At 61.3% G+C, this 16,634-nt stretch carries 14 protein-coding genes; 13 read left to right on the forward strand and 1 reads right to left on the reverse strand.

Annotated features, from left to right (window positions below; translation table 11 throughout):
- Window positions 1-97: 97 nt before the first annotated feature.
- The 5 genes from AC07OE_RS10135 to AC07OE_RS10155 all read left to right on the forward strand — a co-directional run bounded on the left by AC07OE_RS10135 (window position 98) and on the right by AC07OE_RS10155 (window position 8,192).
- The gene (locus AC07OE_RS10135; RefSeq protein ID WP_495070437.1) at window positions 98-682 is read left to right on the forward strand and encodes a peroxidase-related enzyme; all 585 of its coding nucleotides are present in this window, start codon (window positions 98-100) and stop codon (window positions 680-682) included.
- Between the two features lie 5 nt (window positions 683-687).
- Entirely contained in the window at window positions 688-2,517 is a 1,830-nt protein-coding gene (locus AC07OE_RS10140) for a gamma-glutamyltransferase family protein (RefSeq protein WP_495070438.1), read from the forward strand.
- Between the two features lie 192 nt (window positions 2,518-2,709).
- Complete coding sequence (gene dnaG, locus AC07OE_RS10145; RefSeq protein ID WP_495070439.1) at window positions 2,710-4,710, forward strand: DNA primase; 2,001 nt, start codon at window positions 2,710-2,712, stop codon at window positions 4,708-4,710.
- 263 nt (window positions 4,711-4,973) lie between these two features.
- On the forward strand, window positions 4,974-7,253 hold the full coding sequence (rpoD, locus tag AC07OE_RS10150) for an RNA polymerase sigma factor RpoD (protein WP_495070440.1): 2,280 nt from the start codon (window positions 4,974-4,976) through the stop codon (window positions 7,251-7,253).
- Between the two features lie 96 nt (window positions 7,254-7,349).
- Window positions 7,350-8,192 (forward strand): shikimate dehydrogenase, encoded by an 843-nt coding sequence (locus AC07OE_RS10155; RefSeq protein ID WP_495070441.1) that lies wholly within the window; start codon window positions 7,350-7,352, stop codon window positions 8,190-8,192.
- Window positions 8,193-8,201: 9 nt separating this feature from the next.
- Here the strand turns inward: AC07OE_RS10155 and AC07OE_RS10160 are convergent, their stop codons facing one another.
- Complete coding sequence (locus tag AC07OE_RS10160) at window positions 8,202-8,483, reverse strand: late competence development ComFB family protein (RefSeq protein WP_477887113.1); 282 nt, start codon at window positions 8,481-8,483, stop codon at window positions 8,202-8,204.
- A gap of 244 nt (window positions 8,484-8,727) precedes the next feature.
- On the opposite strand from AC07OE_RS10160, the gene AC07OE_RS10165 reads away from it, so the two are divergent.
- The 8 genes from AC07OE_RS10165 (at window position 8,728) to AC07OE_RS10200 (ending at window position 16,551) form a co-directional block, all read left to right on the forward strand.
- Window positions 8,728-9,039 carry a winged helix-turn-helix transcriptional regulator gene (locus tag AC07OE_RS10165; RefSeq protein ID WP_479597968.1) on the forward strand — a complete coding sequence of 104 codons (312 nt, stop codon included), beginning with the start codon at window positions 8,728-8,730 and terminating at the stop codon, window positions 9,037-9,039.
- A 153-nt stretch (window positions 9,040-9,192) separates the two neighbouring features.
- A complete protein-coding gene (locus AC07OE_RS10170) occupies window positions 9,193-9,546 on the forward strand; it encodes an FKBP-type peptidyl-prolyl cis-trans isomerase (RefSeq protein ID WP_495070442.1) in 354 nt (117 codons plus the stop codon).
- Between the two features lie 67 nt (window positions 9,547-9,613).
- Complete coding sequence (gene grpE, locus AC07OE_RS10175) at window positions 9,614-10,177, forward strand: nucleotide exchange factor GrpE (RefSeq protein ID WP_495070443.1); 564 nt, start codon at window positions 9,614-9,616, stop codon at window positions 10,175-10,177.
- Between the two features lie 107 nt (window positions 10,178-10,284).
- Window positions 10,285-12,228 carry a molecular chaperone DnaK gene (gene dnaK, locus AC07OE_RS10180; RefSeq protein ID WP_495070444.1) on the forward strand — a complete coding sequence of 648 codons (1,944 nt, stop codon included), beginning with the start codon at window positions 10,285-10,287 and terminating at the stop codon, window positions 12,226-12,228.
- A 92-nt stretch (window positions 12,229-12,320) separates the two neighbouring features.
- Window positions 12,321-13,454 (forward strand): molecular chaperone DnaJ, encoded by a 1,134-nt coding sequence (dnaJ, locus tag AC07OE_RS10185; protein ID WP_495070445.1) that lies wholly within the window; start codon window positions 12,321-12,323, stop codon window positions 13,452-13,454.
- Window positions 13,455-13,543: 89 nt separating this feature from the next.
- The gene (locus AC07OE_RS10190) at window positions 13,544-14,908 is read left to right on the forward strand and encodes an MBL fold metallo-hydrolase (protein ID WP_495070446.1); all 1,365 of its coding nucleotides are present in this window, start codon (window positions 13,544-13,546) and stop codon (window positions 14,906-14,908) included.
- A gap of 34 nt (window positions 14,909-14,942) precedes the next feature.
- On the forward strand, window positions 14,943-15,893 hold the full coding sequence (gene trhO, locus AC07OE_RS10195) for an oxygen-dependent tRNA uridine(34) hydroxylase TrhO (protein ID WP_495070447.1): 951 nt from the start codon (window positions 14,943-14,945) through the stop codon (window positions 15,891-15,893).
- Window positions 15,894-15,900: 7 nt separating this feature from the next.
- Window positions 15,901-16,551: a glutathione S-transferase gene (locus AC07OE_RS10200; RefSeq protein WP_495070492.1), complete on the forward strand. Its 651-nt coding sequence runs from the start codon at window positions 15,901-15,903 to the stop codon at window positions 16,549-16,551.
- The last annotated feature ends 83 nt before the right edge of the window (window positions 16,552-16,634 follow it).

Genomic DNA, 16,634 nt, shown 5'->3' on the forward strand with positions numbered 1-16,634 from the left:
ATCAAACAAGATAGTTTTATTAATGAAATCTATAGACAAAGACAATGCCCAAGACCAGAGCTAATGCGGGCTTAGGATGTCGCCAGGAGACACGTCCATGACCAGCCCCACCCCGCGCTACCCTTTGCCCGATCTGAATACCCTGCCTGAAGACATCCGTGCCAAGATTCTGGAGGTGCAGGAAAAGTCCGGCTTTGTACCCAATGTGTTTCTGGCGTTTGCACGCCGCCCGGCCGAGTGGCGCGCCTTCTTTGCCTACCATGACGCGCTCATGCTGCGCGAAGGCAGCAGCCTGACCAAAGGCGAGCGCGAGATGATCATCACGACGACGAGCGCGGCCAACCACTGCCTCTATTGCGTGGTGGCCCACGGCGCCATCCTGCGCATCTACGAAAAAAAACCATTGGTCGCCGATCAAGTGGCAGTGAACTACCGAAAGGCCGACATCACAGCGCGCCAGCGCGCGATGCTGGACTTTGCGATGAAGGTCTGCCTGCACAGCGCCACGGTGGAAGACGCCGACTTTGACGCGCTGCATGCGCACGGCTTTGACGACGAAGACATCTGGGACATCGCGGGTATCACCGCCTTCTTCGGCCTTTCCAACCGCATGGCCAATGTCACCAGCATGATGCCCAACCCCGAGTTCTACCTGCTCGGCCGGGTGCCCAAGGCGAAGTGAGCACCATGCCGCGCATCTGCACGCTGGCGCCCACGGCCCTGTTGATCGCCATGCTGACAGGCTGCGCCAGTGCGCCGCCCGCCTTGCAGTACAGCACGCCCGTGCAACCCGAAGGCGCCACCGGCAGCAGTGCCAAGCCCGGCTGGGCCACCCGAACCTACGCGGTGGCCGCCGCCAATCCGCTGGCCACCGATGCCGGCCTGCAGGTGCTGCGCGCAGGCGGCAGCGCGGTGGATGCTGCCATCGCCGTACAAATGGTGCTGGCCCTGGTGGAGCCGCAAAGCAGTGGGCTGGGTGGCGGGGCCTTTTTGCTGCACTTTGACGGCAGGAAAACGCAGGCATTTGATGGTCGCGAAACCGCACCTGCCGGCGCCACCCCCGCGCTGTTTCTGGACCCACTGGGCAAGCCCCTGGAGTTTGCCGACGCGGTGGTGGGGGGGCGCTCAGTGGGTGTGCCGGGCGCTGTCGCCATGCTGGCGCTGGCGCACCAGCAACACGGGCGCCTGCCCTGGGCACAACTGTTCACTCCGGCCATCACACTGGCCACCCAGGGCTTTGCAGTCAGCCCACGCATGGCCACCTTGCTCGCCAGCGAACCGTATCTCAAGAGGGACCCGGTAGCCGCAGCGTATTTTTACGATGCAAGTGGCACCCCCTGGCCCGCCGGCCATGTGCTGCGCAACCCCGAACTGGCTGCCGTGCTGCAACGTATTGCCAACGAAGGGCCTGCGGCTTTGTTGCAAGGCGAGATGGCCCAGGCCATCGCCCGCAAGGTGCAGGGACACCCCAGTAACCCCGGCACGCTCAGCACCCAAGACCTGGCCCGCTACCAGCCGCTGGTGCGAGAGCCACTGTGCTTTGACTACGCCGTCCCGGCCACGGCGCGGGACTACCGGATCTGTGGCATGCCGCCCCCCAGCTCGGGGGCCATTGCCATCGGGCAGATCCTCAAATTGCTGGACAACACCCCGGCAGACCGCCTGCCCCTGGCGCAAGGAATGCCCACCGCCGACTGGCTGCACCTCTACACCGAAGCCGCCCGCCTGGCGTTTGCCGACCGCGCACAGTTTGTGGCGGACCCGGCCTTTGTGCAGCCGCCAGCTGGTAACTGGCAGAGCCTGCTGGCCCCAGCCTACCTGGCCCGCCGTGCCCAGGCCATTGACGCCAGCCCCACGGGCCGCAGCATGCAAACCGCGCCGCCTGGGAATCCCGGAGCCACGCCCGTGGCCTATGCGCCCATGCCCAACCAATTGGAATACGGCACCTCACACATCTCGGTTGTCGATGCCTATGGCAACGCGCTGGCCATGACCAGCACGATCGAAGACGCCTGGGGCTCACGCCAAATGGTGAACCGCGGTGTGGGTCTGGCGGGCGGCTTTTTGCTGAACAACCAGCTCACCGATTTCAGCTTTTTGCCCAATGGGGCAGATGGCCTGCCGATTGCCAACCGTGTGGAGCCCGGCAAGCGGCCGCGCTCCAGCATGTCGCCCACGCTGGTCTTTGACAAGGCCTCCGGACAGTTGGTCATGAGCGGCGGCAGCCCGGGCGGCGCGCTCATCATCCACTTCACCGCCAAGACGCTGTACGGCGTGCTGCACTGGGGCCTGAACACCCAGCAGGCGATTGACCTGCCCAACTTTGCCTCGCTCAACGGCCTCACGCTGCTGGAGGAAAATCGGTTTGATGCAGCCACCCTCGCCGCCCTGAAGGCAAGGGGCCACACGGTAGTAGAAATTCCCATGCCCAGCGGGCTGCAAGCCATCCAGCGCACCGCCGGAGGCTATTTTGGCGGCGCCGACCCGCGGCGCGAGGGCGTAGTGCTGGGGGATTGAAACAGGACGATTCGATGCCAAATTGGCACCTAGCCCCTGTGGAATATGCGCAGGCAGCTATACAAACCATAGCAAATCCAGAACCAAGTCGGCAATTCCGCGCCGGGCCGCCCCAAGCGGAATTAGCCCCCTTTGGGGGGCAGCGACCCGCGTAGCGGCGGAGCGTGGGGGCCACGTTCCTACAATCACCCCATGGCCATCCCCCAAACCTTCATCCAGGAACTGCTTGCGCGCACGGACGTGGTGGAGATCGTGGGCCGCTACGTGCAGCTCAAGAAGGGCGGCGCCAATTTCATGGGCCTGTGCCCCTTCCATGGCGAAAAGTCACCCTCCTTCTCGGTCAGCCCCACCAAACAGTTCTACCACTGCTTTGGTTGCGGCAAGAACGGCAACGCCATCAGCTTCCTGATGGACCATGCGGGCATGACCTTCATCGAGGCGGTGAAGGACCTGGCCGGCCAGTACGGCATGGTGATCCCCGAGGAAGAAAGCAGCCCGCAGGACCGCGCCCGCGCCCAGGAGCAGCGGCAAAAGCAGAACACCCTGACTAGCGTGCTCGAAAAGGCCGGCGACGCCTACAAGCGCGGCCTGAAAGAATCGCCGCGTGCCATCGAGTACCTCAAGGGCCGCGGCCTGTCGGGCGAAGTGGCCAAGCAGTTTGGCCTGGGCTACGCGCCCGAGGGCTGGCGCAGCCTGGCCAGCATCTTCCCGCAGTACGACGACCCGTTGCTGATTGAGAGCGGCCTGGTCATCCTGCACGAAGCCGAAAACGGCGGCGACGAAAAGCGCTACGACCGCTTCCGCGACCGCGTGATGTTCCCCATCCGCAACATCAAGGGCGAGTGCATAGGCTTTGGCGGGCGCGTGCTGGGCGACGAAAAACCCAAATACCTCAATTCGCCCGAAACCCCGGTCTTCAGCAAGGGCCGCGAACTCTATGGCCTGTTTGAGGCCCGCAGCTCGCTGCGCGAGTTTGGCTATGTGCTGGTGACCGAAGGCTATATGGATGTGGTGGCACTGGCGCAGCTGGGTTTTCCCAACGCCGTGGCCACGCTGGGCACGGCGTGTACCAACGAGCATGTGCAAAAGCTGTTCCGTTTCACCGACGCTGTGGTCTTCAGCTTTGACGGCGACGCGGCCGGCCGCCGCGCCGCGCGCAAGGCGCTGGACGGCGCCCTGCCCTTTGCCACCGATGTGCGCAGCATCAAATTCCTGTTCCTGCCCGCCGAGCACGACCCCGACAGCTTTATCCGTGCGCACGGCAAGGAGGCGTTTGCCGACTACGTGTCCAAGGCCACACCGCTGAGCCGCTTCCTCGTCGAAGCGGCCCAAGAGGGCTGCGACCTGAGCACCGCCGAAGGCCGCGCCCATATGTCCAGCAATGCCAAGCCCCTGTGGACGCAGTTGCCCGACGGTGCGCTCAAGTTGCAGCTGCTGGCCGAAATCGCCAGCCTGGTGCAGCTCAACAGCACCGAGCTGGGCGCGCTATGGGCCAGTTCCGGCGGCAAGCCGGCCGCTGAACCGCAGCGCCGCAAAGCCACATCGGCACCGCCTCCGTCTTACGACGGTGCGCCCGACGACGGCCACTACGCCTACGAAGAACCGTCGGAACCCTGGATTCCCCAGGAAGAGTGGAAGAAGAAAACCGACTGGAAGAAAGAAGGCTGGACGCCGCGCAGCGGCAAGTGGGAGGGAAAGGGCGGCAGCCGTTTTGGCGCCCGCGAGCCCCGCCCGAGCGGCCCGCGTGCCAAGCTCGACAGCCGCCCTGACCACGCCGCGCGCATTCTGCTGAGCCACAGCGAGCTGTGGGAGGTGCTGTCCAGCGAAGACCACGGCCTGCTCTGTGAGCTGCCCGCCCCCCACGGCGAACTGTTTATATGGCTGGAAAGCCAGCTGCATGAGCACGGCCCGGTCTCGCGCGGCACGTTACGCGATGCCATCGTCGGCCATCCGGCTGAAGACTTGGCGCTGCGCCTGCTGGCCGGCCCCAGCGTGGCCACCGAGCCATTGGCCGAGTCCGGGCCCGAACTGCGCGATCTGGTCAACCGCATGCTGATTGACCGCATCAAGGAGCTGGAAACCGAGGCCATTGCTGCCTCCGCCCACGACGCCGGCGCCCTGCAGCGCTACCGGGAACTGCAGCTGCGCCGCAAGCAGCTGGAGCTGGCAGTCCAGCCCAACGCGGCCGCTTAACACAAAAATTGAATAAATCCGATTCCCGCCTATAATGCTGGATTGTTTCGGCAAGAGCGACAGCAGCACCTCCGGGCCAGGCCAACCGTTGACACTAGTTCACGACCGGCCACCTTACCGCAAGGACTGCATCCCAAATGATCGCCCTCCCTTCTTGCCATTGGGGAATGACCTTCCCTGTCTTGCCACCTACTTCGCCTGTCGCGTGACGTAGCTGGTCTCTGTTCTGTTTGCCAGTTTTTTTGTTGTTCTGAGGTTTTTGCATGCCCGCTTCAAAATCCGCCAAGCCCGTCCAGCCCGCCAGCAAGTCCGCGTCGAAGACCGAAAAGAAAGCCTCCTCCGTGCCCGCCTCCAAATCCAAAGCCGACCTTCTTGCCGCCGCCGACGAGTTACTGAAGAAAAAGAAACCCGGACGCCCCGCCAAGGCTGCAGCGGCTGAGTCCGAGGCGCCCGCCAAGGCCACGACAGGTGCCAAGCGCGGCCGCAAGCCCAAGGCTGCGGCCGAATCCTCGGGTGACGATATGGACATGTCGGACATTGAAGCCGACCTGGCCGGTGAACCGGAAGTCGCTGCGGCGGCCGGCGAAAAGGTCAAGCCCCTGCGCATGAAGATCAGCAAGGCGAAGGAACGCGCCTTGATGAAGGAATTCGGCCTGGACGAAACCGTGCTCTCCGAAGAAGACATGGCCAAGCGCCGTGCACGCCTGAAGGCCCTGATCACCTTGGGCAAGACCCGCGGCTACCTGACCCACGGAGAAATCTCCGACCACTTGCCCGACAAGCTGGTCGACGCAGAAACGCTGGAAGTCGTGATCTCCATGTTGAACGACATGGGCGTGGCGGTGTACGAGCAAACCCCTGACGCAGAAACCCTTCTGCTGAACAACAACGTCTCCACGGCCGCTACGGCCGAGGAAGCCGAAGAAGAAGCCGAAGCCGCGCTGTCCACCGTGGACAGCGAGTTCGGCCGCACCACAGACCCCGTGCGCATGTACATGCGCGAAATGGGTACCGTGGAACTGCTGACGCGCGAAGGCGAAATTGAAATCGCCAAGCGCATTGAAGGCGGTCTGATGGCCATGATGGAGGCGATCTCTGCATCGCCTGCCACCATCGCTGAGATCCTGCGCCTGGGCGAGGAAATCCGCGAAGGCAAGGTTGTCATCACCACCATCGTGGACGGCTTCTCCAACCCCAACGAGGCCGACGACTATGTGGCCGAAGAAGACTTTGATGAGTTTGACGAAGCCGACGACGACGACGGCAAGGGTGGCTCCAAGGCGCTGACCAAAAAGCTCGAAGAGCTGAAGAAGCAGGCACTGGAACGCTTTGACAAACTGCGCGAGCTGTTCGAAAAAGTGCACAAGGTCTACGACAAGGAAGGCTATGGCACCCCCGCCTACGTCAAGGCGCAGAAGGCCCTGAGCGAAGAGCTGATGACCATCCGCTTCACCGCCAAGGCGATCGAGAAGCTGTGCGACATGGTCCGCGGCCAGGTGGACGATGTGCGCAAAAAGGAGCGCGAGCTGCGCCGCATCATTGTGGACAAGTGCGGCTACCCGCAAGAGCACTTCATTACCGACTTCAGCGGCCGCGACAAGAACGGCAACAAGATTGCCTCCAACCTGCTGAACCTCAAGTGGATCGAGAAGCAAGCCGCCTCCGGCAAGCCTTGGGCTGCCGTTATGGGCCGCAACATTCCGCCCGTACAGGACCTGCAGCAAAAGCTCATGGACCTGCAAGCGCAAGTCGTGGTGCCCCTGGACCAGTTAAAAGACATCAACAAGCGCATGAACGAGGGCGAGTACTCGTCCCGCGCGGCCAAGAAGGAAATGATCGAGGCCAATTTGCGCCTGGTGATCTCGATTGCCAAGAAGTACACGAACCGCGGTCTGCAGTTCCTGGATCTGATCCAGGAAGGCAACATCGGCCTGATGAAGGCGGTCGACAAGTTCGAATACCGCCGCGGCTACAAGTTCTCGACCTACGCCACCTGGTGGATTCGCCAGGCCATCACCCGCTCCATTGCGGACCAGGCGCGCACCATCCGTATCCCGGTGCACATGATCGAAACCATCAACAAGATGAACCGCATCAGCCGCCAGCACCTGCAGGAGTTCGGTTTTGAGCCGGACGCATCCGTGTTGGCTGCCAAGATGGAGATTCCGGAAGACAAGATCCGCAAGATCATGAAGATCGCCAAAGAGCCGATCTCCATGGAAACGCCAATCGGGGACGATGACGACAGCCACCTGGGCGACTTCATCGAAGACAGCGCCAACACCGCACCCATGGAAGCCGCCATGCAGGCCGGTCTGCGCGATGTGGTCAAGGACATCCTGGACAGCCTGACGCCCCGCGAAGCCAAGGTGCTGCGCATGCGCTTCGGTATCGAAATGACTTCGGACCACACGCTGGAAGAAGTAGGCAAGCAGTTTGACGTGACGCGCGAACGCATCCGCCAGATCGAAGCCAAGGCGCTGCGCAAACTCAAGCACCCCAGCCGTTCGGACAAGCTTCGCAGCTTCACCGATACGCTGTAAAGTCCACCGGCTTTTACAAGCCATTTAGCGCCCCAGCCCACATGGAATGTGCGCGGGGCGCTATTTTTTTGATAGTACTTTTTGCATTCCTACCCGATGGCCAACGATCAACTGTACCGACTTGCCGGCGTCATGGGCTGGCCCGTAGCCCATTCCCGCTCGCCGGTCATTCACTCGCATTGGATTGCAGAGCACCGCCTGCGCGGCGCCTATGTGTTGCTGCCCGTGCAGCCTGATCGAATTGAACAGGCACTGCGCGCCCTGCCCACCTTGGGTTTTGCTGGCTGCAATCTGACGATCCCGCACAAGGTGGCGGCCATGTCCATCGTGGACCACCTGGAACCCCTGGCCCAACGCATTGGCGCGGCCAATACCATCGTAGTCGGGGACGATGGATCGCTGACCGGCCGCAATACCGATGCATTCGGCTTCATCCAGAGCCTGAGGGATGCCGCGCCGGCCTGGCGGGCCGATGCCGGCCCGGCGTGCGTGATAGGTGCCGGTGGCGCAGCCCGGGCCGTGATTGCAGGTCTGCTCGACGAGGGGGCGACTGAAATCCGCCTCTGTAACCGCAGCGACTCCAAGGCGGTAGACATGGCCCAGGAGTTTGGCCCACAGGTGCACGCCGTACCCTGGGCTGAACGCCATGGCGCACTGGAAGGCGTGGCGCTGCTGGTCAACACCACCAACCAAGGCATGCACGGCCAACCCGCGCTGGATCTGGATTTGCACGCCCTGCCCGCCAGCGCCCTGGTGTCAGACATCGTCTACGTGCCGCTGGAAACTCCGCTGCTCACCGCAGCCCAAGCACGTGGCAACACCACAGTGAACGGCCTTGGCATGTTGCTAAACCAGGCACGCCCGGCGTTTGAAGCCTGGTTTGGAGTACTGCCTTCGATTTCGCCCGCGCTGCTGGCCAAGGTGACAGCGACTTTCTGACGCAGCCTGTCAGAGGTTGGCTTTGGCCGAGCGCTCGCGCACAAAGCCAAAAGCAAACTGCAGCACCTCTTCCAGCGACAGCTCGATGGCGTGGCGCTCCTGCTCGGTCAGGTAGAACATCATGTCCACGTCGTGGCGCACATAGCGCGCCGGCAGGCGGTTCAGCGCCACACAGGCCACATCAGCCAACATGTCGTTGGTGAAATCCTCAAACATGGGCGCACGGCGCACCACTTCCTCGAAGACCAGGCGCTCGTAGTAGTTGTGAACCTGCTCAAAGTTGAAATTCATTTCCAGTCTCCAGATAGGGCGTGCCAACGCGCCTTGACAGGCTGAACTTAGCATCTCCCCGTAGGGCTGGCAAGAGCGTCCGCACGGTTGCATAAATGGTGTTTTTAGGGGTTAGCCCCCGAAAAGTGAGCCCCACCAGCTATGAAACTTGTAGCAGCCAGAAATCTGCGATATAGTTTCCCCTCATTTCAGCGGTTTGTGCCAAGGCGCACAACCAGTCATGGTCTAGACAAAGGGTAAGGTAATGAGTGCAAAAGAAACGGTCGCTGTGGGTCAATTGCTGGGATTGCTGGAATCCCGCTACGCGATTCGTGTTTTGTGGGCCTTGCGAGACGGCCATGCACAAACCTTCCGTTTGCTGCAAGACAGCGTGGGTGGCATTACGCCCAACACCCTGAACACCCGCATCAAGGAACTGCGCGAAGCCGGCCTGCTAACCCATGGCAGCGACGGCTACATCGTCACCCCCGCAGGCGCCGACCTGCTCAAGCGCTTGGGCGATTTGCAGGCCTTTGCCGTGAAATGGTCCACCAGCCTGGCCAAGAAGGCCAAGTAACCCCAGCTCCGGGCCCCTGATGGGCCCTGCTCCCCCACAGACAGGTTTAACCTGTCTTTTTTTCGTCTGCGGCATAATTTAAGGTTTTCTGGCTCTGGCGCCGCTGTGCGCCATATGCTGCCAGCTACCATTTTCATAGCAAAAGGATTTTCCATGCCAACCACCGCTTCCGGCCTGCAATTTGAAGACACCATCGAAGGTACCGGCCCCGTGGCCACCAAGGGCCAGAGCGTCAAAGTGCATTACACAGGCTGGCTGTACAACGATGGCACGCAAGGCGCCAAGTTCGACTCCAGCAAGGACCGCAATGACCCCTTCGTGTTCCACCTGGGCGCCGGCATGGTCATCCGCGGCTGGGACGAAGGCGTGGCCGGCATGAAGGTGGGTGGTGCACGCACGCTGATCATCCCCGCGGCCCTGGGCTATGGCGCCCGCGGCGCCGGTGGCGTGATCCCGCCCAATGCCACACTTAAATTTGATGTGGAATTGCTGGGCGTATCGGGCTAAACACCCTTGAAATGGCGCCCCTGGACACCAACTGGGGCGCAATCCCGCCTAACTTCGATCCAAACGCATGTCTGACACTTCATCCTCCCCCACTCCCAATCCAACGGCCGCCGACTACCAAAGCACCGAGGAAATGGTCGCAGCCCAGGCCGCCAACGAAGCGGATGCCTTGGCTCAGGCACAGGCAGAGCTGGCCACCCTGCAGGCCAAGAGCAGCGATCTGGCAGACCAGTTTCTGCGCGCCAAGGCTGAGGCTGAAAACGCCCGCCGCCGCGCCGACGACGAAATCGCCAAGGCCCGCAAATTTGCCGTCGAGTCGTTTGCCGAAAGCCTGCTGCCCGTGGCTGACAGCCTGGAAGCCGGCTTGGTGATCAAGGACGCCACCGCCGACCAAATCCGCGAGGGCGCCCAAGCCACCTTGCGCCAACTGGTTGCAGCGCTGGAACGCAACAAGGTCATCGCCATCGCGCCCACGGCAGGTACCAAGTTTGACCCACACCAGCACCAGGCCATCAGCGTGGTGCCTGCCGAACAGGAGCCCAACACGGTGGTGAGCGTGCTGCAAAAAGGCTACTCCATCGCGGATCGCGTGCTGCGACCGGCGTTGGTGACGGTGACCGCTGCGAAATAAAGCAAGCGCCCTAAAAAATAACACTTTGAGCGCTGTGGGCTCTTGAAAAGAAAAAAGTAACCCACACGTTATCCACATCTGAATTTTCAAATTAGCAGGAGTAAATCATGGGAAGAATCATCGGCATTGACTTGGGAACCACCAACAGCTGCGTCGCCATCATGGAAGGCAACACTGCCAAAGTGATTGAAAACGCGGAAGGTGCACGCACCACACCCTCCATCATTGCGTACCAGGAAGACGGCGAAGTGCTGGTCGGTGCATCCGCCAAGCGCCAGTCGGTGACCAACCCCAAGAACACCCTGTATGCGGTCAAACGCCTGATCGGCCGCAAGTTTTCCGAAAAAGAAGTGCAAAAGGACATCGACCTGATGCCCTACACCATTGCGGCCGCCGACAACGGTGACGCCTGGGTGGAAGTGCGCGGCAACCGCATGGCCCCCCAACAGGTCAGCGCCGACATTCTTCGCAAGATGAAGAAGACAGCCGAAGACTACCTGGGTGAGGAAGTGACCGACGCCGTGATCACCGTTCCCGCCTACTTCAACGACGCACAACGCCAAGCCACCAAGGACGCCGGCCGCATTGCCGGTCTGGACGTCAAGCGCATCATCAACGAACCCACCGCAGCTGCGCTGGCCTTTGGCCTGGACAAGAACGAAAAGGGCGACCGCAAGATTGCCGTGTACGACTTGGGCGGTGGTACGTTTGACGTGTCCATCATTGAAATCGCCGACGTCGATGGCGAGAAGCAATTTGAAGTGCTGTCTACCAACGGCGACACCTTCCTGGGCGGCGAAGACTTCGACCAGCGCGTGATCGACTTCATCATCTCCGAATTCAAGAAAGAGCAAGGCGTCGACCTGTCCAAGGACGTGCTGGCCCTGCAGCGCCTGAAGGAAGCCGCTGAAAAAGCCAAGATCGAGCTCTCCAGCAGTTCGCAGACTGACATCAATCTGCCCTACATCACTGCTGATGCATCTGGCCCCAAGCACCTGAACATCAAGCTGACCCGCGCCAAGCTGGAAGCCCTGGTAGAAGAGCTGATCGAACGCACCATTGCACCTTGCCGTACAGCGCTGAAGGATGCTGGCGTTTCCGCGTCTGATATCCACGATGTGATTCTGGTGGGTGGCATGACCCGCATGCCCAAGGTGCAGGAAAAGGTCAAGGAGCTGTTCGGCAAAGACCCCCGCAAGGACGTGAACCCCGACGAGGCAGTGGCCGTGGGCGCCGCGATCCAGGGACAAGTGTTGTCGGGTGACCGCAAGGACGTGCTGCTGCTGGACGTGACGCCCCTGTCTCTGGGTATTGAAACCCTGGGCGGCGTGATGACCAAGATGATCAGCAAGAACACGACCATCCCGACCAAGTTTGCACAGACCTTCTCGACGGCTGAAGACAACCAGCCGGCTGTGACGATCAAGGTGTTCCAGGGTGAGCGCGAAATCGCCGCCGCGAACAAGATGCTGGGCGAGTTCAACCTCGAAGGCATTCCGCCCGCAGCACGTGGCACACCGCAAATTGAAGTATCCTTTGACATTGACGCCAACGGCATCTTGCACGTGGGCGCCAAGGACAAGGGTACCGGCAAAGAAAACAAGATCACCATCAAGGCCAACTCCGGTTTGTCCGAAGCAGAGATCCAGCAAATGGTGAAAGACGCCGAGCTGAATGCTGCCGACGACAAGAAGAAACTGGAATTGGTGCAGGCCCGCAACGAAGCCGAAGCCAACGCCCACAGCGTCAAGAAGAGCCTGACCGAGTACGGTGACAAGCTCGAAGCCGGCGAAAAGGAAAAGATTGAAGCGGCCATCAAGGACGTGGAAGACAGCCTGAAGTCTGACGACAAAGACACGATCAAGGCCAAGAGCGAAGCACTCATGGCCGCCAGCCAGAAGCTGGGCGAGAAAATGTACGCCGACATGCAGGCCAAACAAGCCGCGGAAGGTGGCACAGAAGCTGCTCCCGAAACAGGCGCACAGGCTTCCAAGCCAGCAGATGACGACAACGTGGTCGACGCGGAAGTCAAGGAAGTCAAAAAAGGCTGATTGCGCTGACACGCGCAGCTGAAAGATGCCGCGTTGAACGCCAGCTGGGGTTCAACGCGGCTTTTCTGTTGTAAACAGGCACAGAGACACACATGGCCAAACGAGACTATTACGAAACCTTGGGCGTAGCCAAAAACGCGTCCGAGGAAGAGATTAAAAAGGCCTATCGCAAGCTGGCGATGAAGCACCACCCTGACCGCAACCAGGGAGATAGTGCCAAGGTCGCGGAAGAGAAATTCAAAGAGGCCAAAGAGGCCTACGAGATGCTGTCGGATGCGCAAAAGCGCGCTGCGTATGACCAGTACGGCCACGCGGGCGTGGACCCCAACCGGGGCGGCGGCGGGGGGGGAGAAGGCTATGGCGGTTTTGCTGAAGCCTTTGGCGACATCTTTGGCGACATGTTTGGCCAGCAACGCGGCGGTGCCCGCGGTGGGCGCCAGGTCTACCGTGGCAGCGACCTCAGCTACGCCATGGAAGTGACACTGGAAGAAGCCGCCCGTGGCAAGGATGCGCAAATCCGAATTCCCAGCTGGGACAGCTGCGACACCTGCAAGGGCAGCGGCGCCAAACCCGGCACCCAGGTCAAGACCTGCGGCACCTGCAATGGTGCAGGCTCGGTGCAGATGCGCCAAGGTTTCTTCAGCGTGCAGCAAACCTGCCCCACCTGTCGCGGCAATGGCAAGGTGATTCCGGAGCCCTGCACCGTCTGCAGTGGCCAGGGCAAGATCAAACGCCAGAAGACACTGGAGGTGAAGATCCCTGCAGGTATCGACGGTGGCATGCGCATCCGCAGCGCGGGCAACGGCGAACCCGGCACCAATGGCGGCCCGCCCGGTGACCTGTACATCGAAATCCGCCTGAAGAAACACGATATTTTTGAGCGCGATGGCGATGACCTGCATTGCTCGGTGCCCATCAGCATCGTGACGGCTTCGCTGGGTGGAGAGATCGACGTGCCCACGCTGGCTGGCAAAGCTGCTATCGACATTCCCGAAGGCACGCAGACGGGTAAACAGTTCCGCCTGCGTGGCAAGGGCATCAAGGGTGTGCGCTCCAGCTACCCTGGCGACTTGTATTGCCACATTGCCGTGGAAACGCCCGTCAAGCTCAGCGAGCACCAACGCAAGCTGCTCAAGGAGTTGGACGAGTCCTTCAAAAAAGGCGGCAGCAAACATTCCCCGTCGGGAGACAGCTGGACCGATCGCTTGAAGAGCTTCTTTAGCTGATCCAGGTCAAGAAAAGCGGGGCTTACTCGCACTTCCCACAAGCCGCCCGGTCTATAAACGATCCGGCGGCTTTTTTCTTGGAGAATTCCATGGGCGTTTCCATCACTTTTCTCGGCGCAGCGGGCACGGTCACGGGCTCCAAGTACCTGGTGCAGCACGGTGACCAACGCTTGCTCGTGGACTGCGGATTGTTCCAGGGCTACAAGCCCCTGCGGCTGCGCAACTGGACCCCTTTGCCCGTAGCGCCCGACCAGGTGGACGCAGTGTTGCTGACCCACGCGCATCTGGACCACAGCGGCTACCTGCCACTGCTGGTCAAAGAAGGCTATCGCGGCCCCATCTACGCATCGTCGGGAACGCGTGATCTGTGCCGCATCCTGCTGCCCGACAGCGGGCACATCCAGGAGGAAGATGCCGCGTTTGCAAACCGGCACGGCTTTTCCAAACACAACCCTGCCTTGCCGCTCTATACGCGGCAAGATGCCTTGGACTGCCTGCCCCTGATCAAAACCGTGCGCCACCGCAGTACCATTCAGCCCCTGCCTGGCTGGCGAGCCACCTTCCAACCAGCAGGCCATATCTTGGGGGCATCCAGCATCCTGCTGGAAGTCGCAGGGCGCAGAATTTTGTTCTCTGGTGACCTCGGGCGCCCTGATGATTCGCTGATGAATCCGCCGGATGCCGCACCGGCTGCCGACACCGTGCTGATCGAATCCACCTATGGTGACCGCAGCCATCCGCAGGACAACCTGCTGGCCGAACTGGGGCCTGCTCTGCAGCGCTTGGCGGCTCGTGGCGGAGTTGCTGTGGTGCCCGTGTTTGCCGTAGGGCGCGCCCAGGCCCTGTTGCATGCCATTGCCCAACTAAAGGCCAATGGCACGCTGCCCCACAGCCTGCCGATTTTTCTGGACAGCCCCATGGCAGTTCACACCACCCATTTGTTCGAACAGCATGCGGGAGAACACCGGCTCAGTCGCGACGAAGTGCATGCCATGACACACGCTGCCATCATGCTCCAAAGCACCGATGAATCCAAGGCCCTCGCTTCACGCCATGGTCCGATGGTGATTCTCTCGGCCAGCGGCATGGCCACCGGTGGCCGGGTACTGCACCACCTGGCCCACCACGCGGGCAACCACCGCAACATGGTCATCCTTACTGGATATCAGTCTCCGGGCACGCGTGGCGCCACATTGGCAAGTGGTGCACGCAGTGTGCGCATCCATGGGCGGGACGTGGAGATCCAGGCCGAAATCGTGCAACTGGAATCGGCCTCCGCCCACGCAGACGCGACTCAGCTCTTGGACTGGTTACGCAAAAGCCCCACCACGCCGGGCCAGGTCTATGTCGTGCACGGGGACATGTCCGCCGCCGACACCTTGCGCGGCCGCGTTGAACACGAACTCCTTTGGCGCGCCATGGTGCCCGAACACGGATCCACCTGGCCCTGCTAACCCCCCAAGCGCTGCCCCAAGGCACAATTGCCCTATGTCTCCTCATCGCTACCTGACTGCCGCTTTCTACAAGTTTGTGGACCTGCCCGACTACGCCGAACGCAAACCGGCGTTGTTGGCTTTCTGTGAAGCGCGCAACGTCAAAGGCCTGATCCTGCTCGCCCGCGAAGGTATCAACAGCACCATTGCCGGCGCCCCCGAAGACGTGCGCGCGGTGTTGGCCCATCTGCGAGCCGACCCGCTGCTGGCTGATCTGCAGCACAAGGAATCGTTTGCGGACAAAGCCCCCTTCTACCGCATGAAGGTGCGTTTGAAAAAAGAGATCGTCACCATGCAGGTGGATGGCATCAGCCCCACCCGGATGGCAGGCACCTATGTCAAACCCCAAGACTGGAATGCGCTCATCGCCGATCCCGAGGTGGTGGTGGTAGACACCCGCAACGACTACGAAGTGGAGATTGGCACCTTTGCCGGCGCCATCAATCCGCATATCAAGACTTTTGCCGAGCTGCCGCGGTGGGTGCAGCAGTCCGAAGCACTGCAAGCAACAGGGAGCAAGAAACCCAAAGTTGCCATGTTTTGCACCGGTGGCATCCGCTGCGAGAAATCCACCGCATATATGCGGGCACAAGGCTATGACGAGGTCTACCACCTGGAAGGCGGCATCCTCAAATACTTGGAGACCGTCGCACCGGAAAATAGCCTGTGGCAAGGCGAGTGCTTTGTATTTGATGAACGCGTTTCGGTCGGCCATGGTTTGGTACCCGGCCACCACGGCCTGTGCCGTGCCTGTCGGCAGCCACTGGAAGATGGCGCCACGGAATCCCCCTTGTACGAGGCCGGCGTGAGCTGCCCGCGCTGCCACGCCCACACCAGCGACACCCAGAAAAACAGTGCCCGTGAACGCCAGCGCCAATGGGAACTGGCCAAGACACGCCAGCAGGTGCACATTGGTGCGGTTCTGCCCAAGCCCGTAGCAGGCTAAGGTGGGCATGCCTCTACCGGTGCTGTACTCGTTTCGGCGCTGCCCTTATGCCATGCGCGCGCGCATGGCCGTAGCGGTGAGCCAGCGGCACTGCGAACTGCGCGAAGTGGTGTTGGCCCATAAACCTGCGGAGCTGCTGCAGGCCTCCCCCAAAGGCACGGTCCCCGTTTTGGTGCTGGCTGACGGCACAGTGATTGACCAGAGCCTGGACATCATGCTGTGGGCTCTAAAGACCCATGACCCGGAACACTGGTTACCAGATACACAAGCCGCATGGGAGCGAGCCCGTGCCTGGATCGCCCAGAACGATGGCCCCTTCAAACAGGCGCTGGACCGTTACAAATACCCCCACCGCTTTGGCCTACCCGACGGCGTGGTGCACCGGACCGACGGTTCGGCGTTTTTGCAAGCACTGGAGGCGGTGTTGCGCAACCAGGCCTACCTGGCCGGCCCACAATTCGGGCTGACCGATGCCGCGCTGGCCCCCTTTGTGCGCCAGTTTGCCCACACCGATGCCCTGTGGTTTTCGCAACAACCCTGGCCTAGCCTGCAGACATGGCTGACGCAGTTCGAGCAATCGCCGACGTATCTGCGCGTGATGGACAAGTTCCCGGCATGGGAATCCGGGCAAGCCAGTGTGACTTTTCCATCCATTTGACGGAAATTTACAACTCGTTACGAGAAACTGTGTATCAAGCGGGTAAATCTGGGCGCGTGGCTGTGCCGGGGCCTAGGGATGGG

The sequence above is a fragment of the Rhodoferax sp. GW821-FHT09E07 genome (assembly GCF_059416145.1).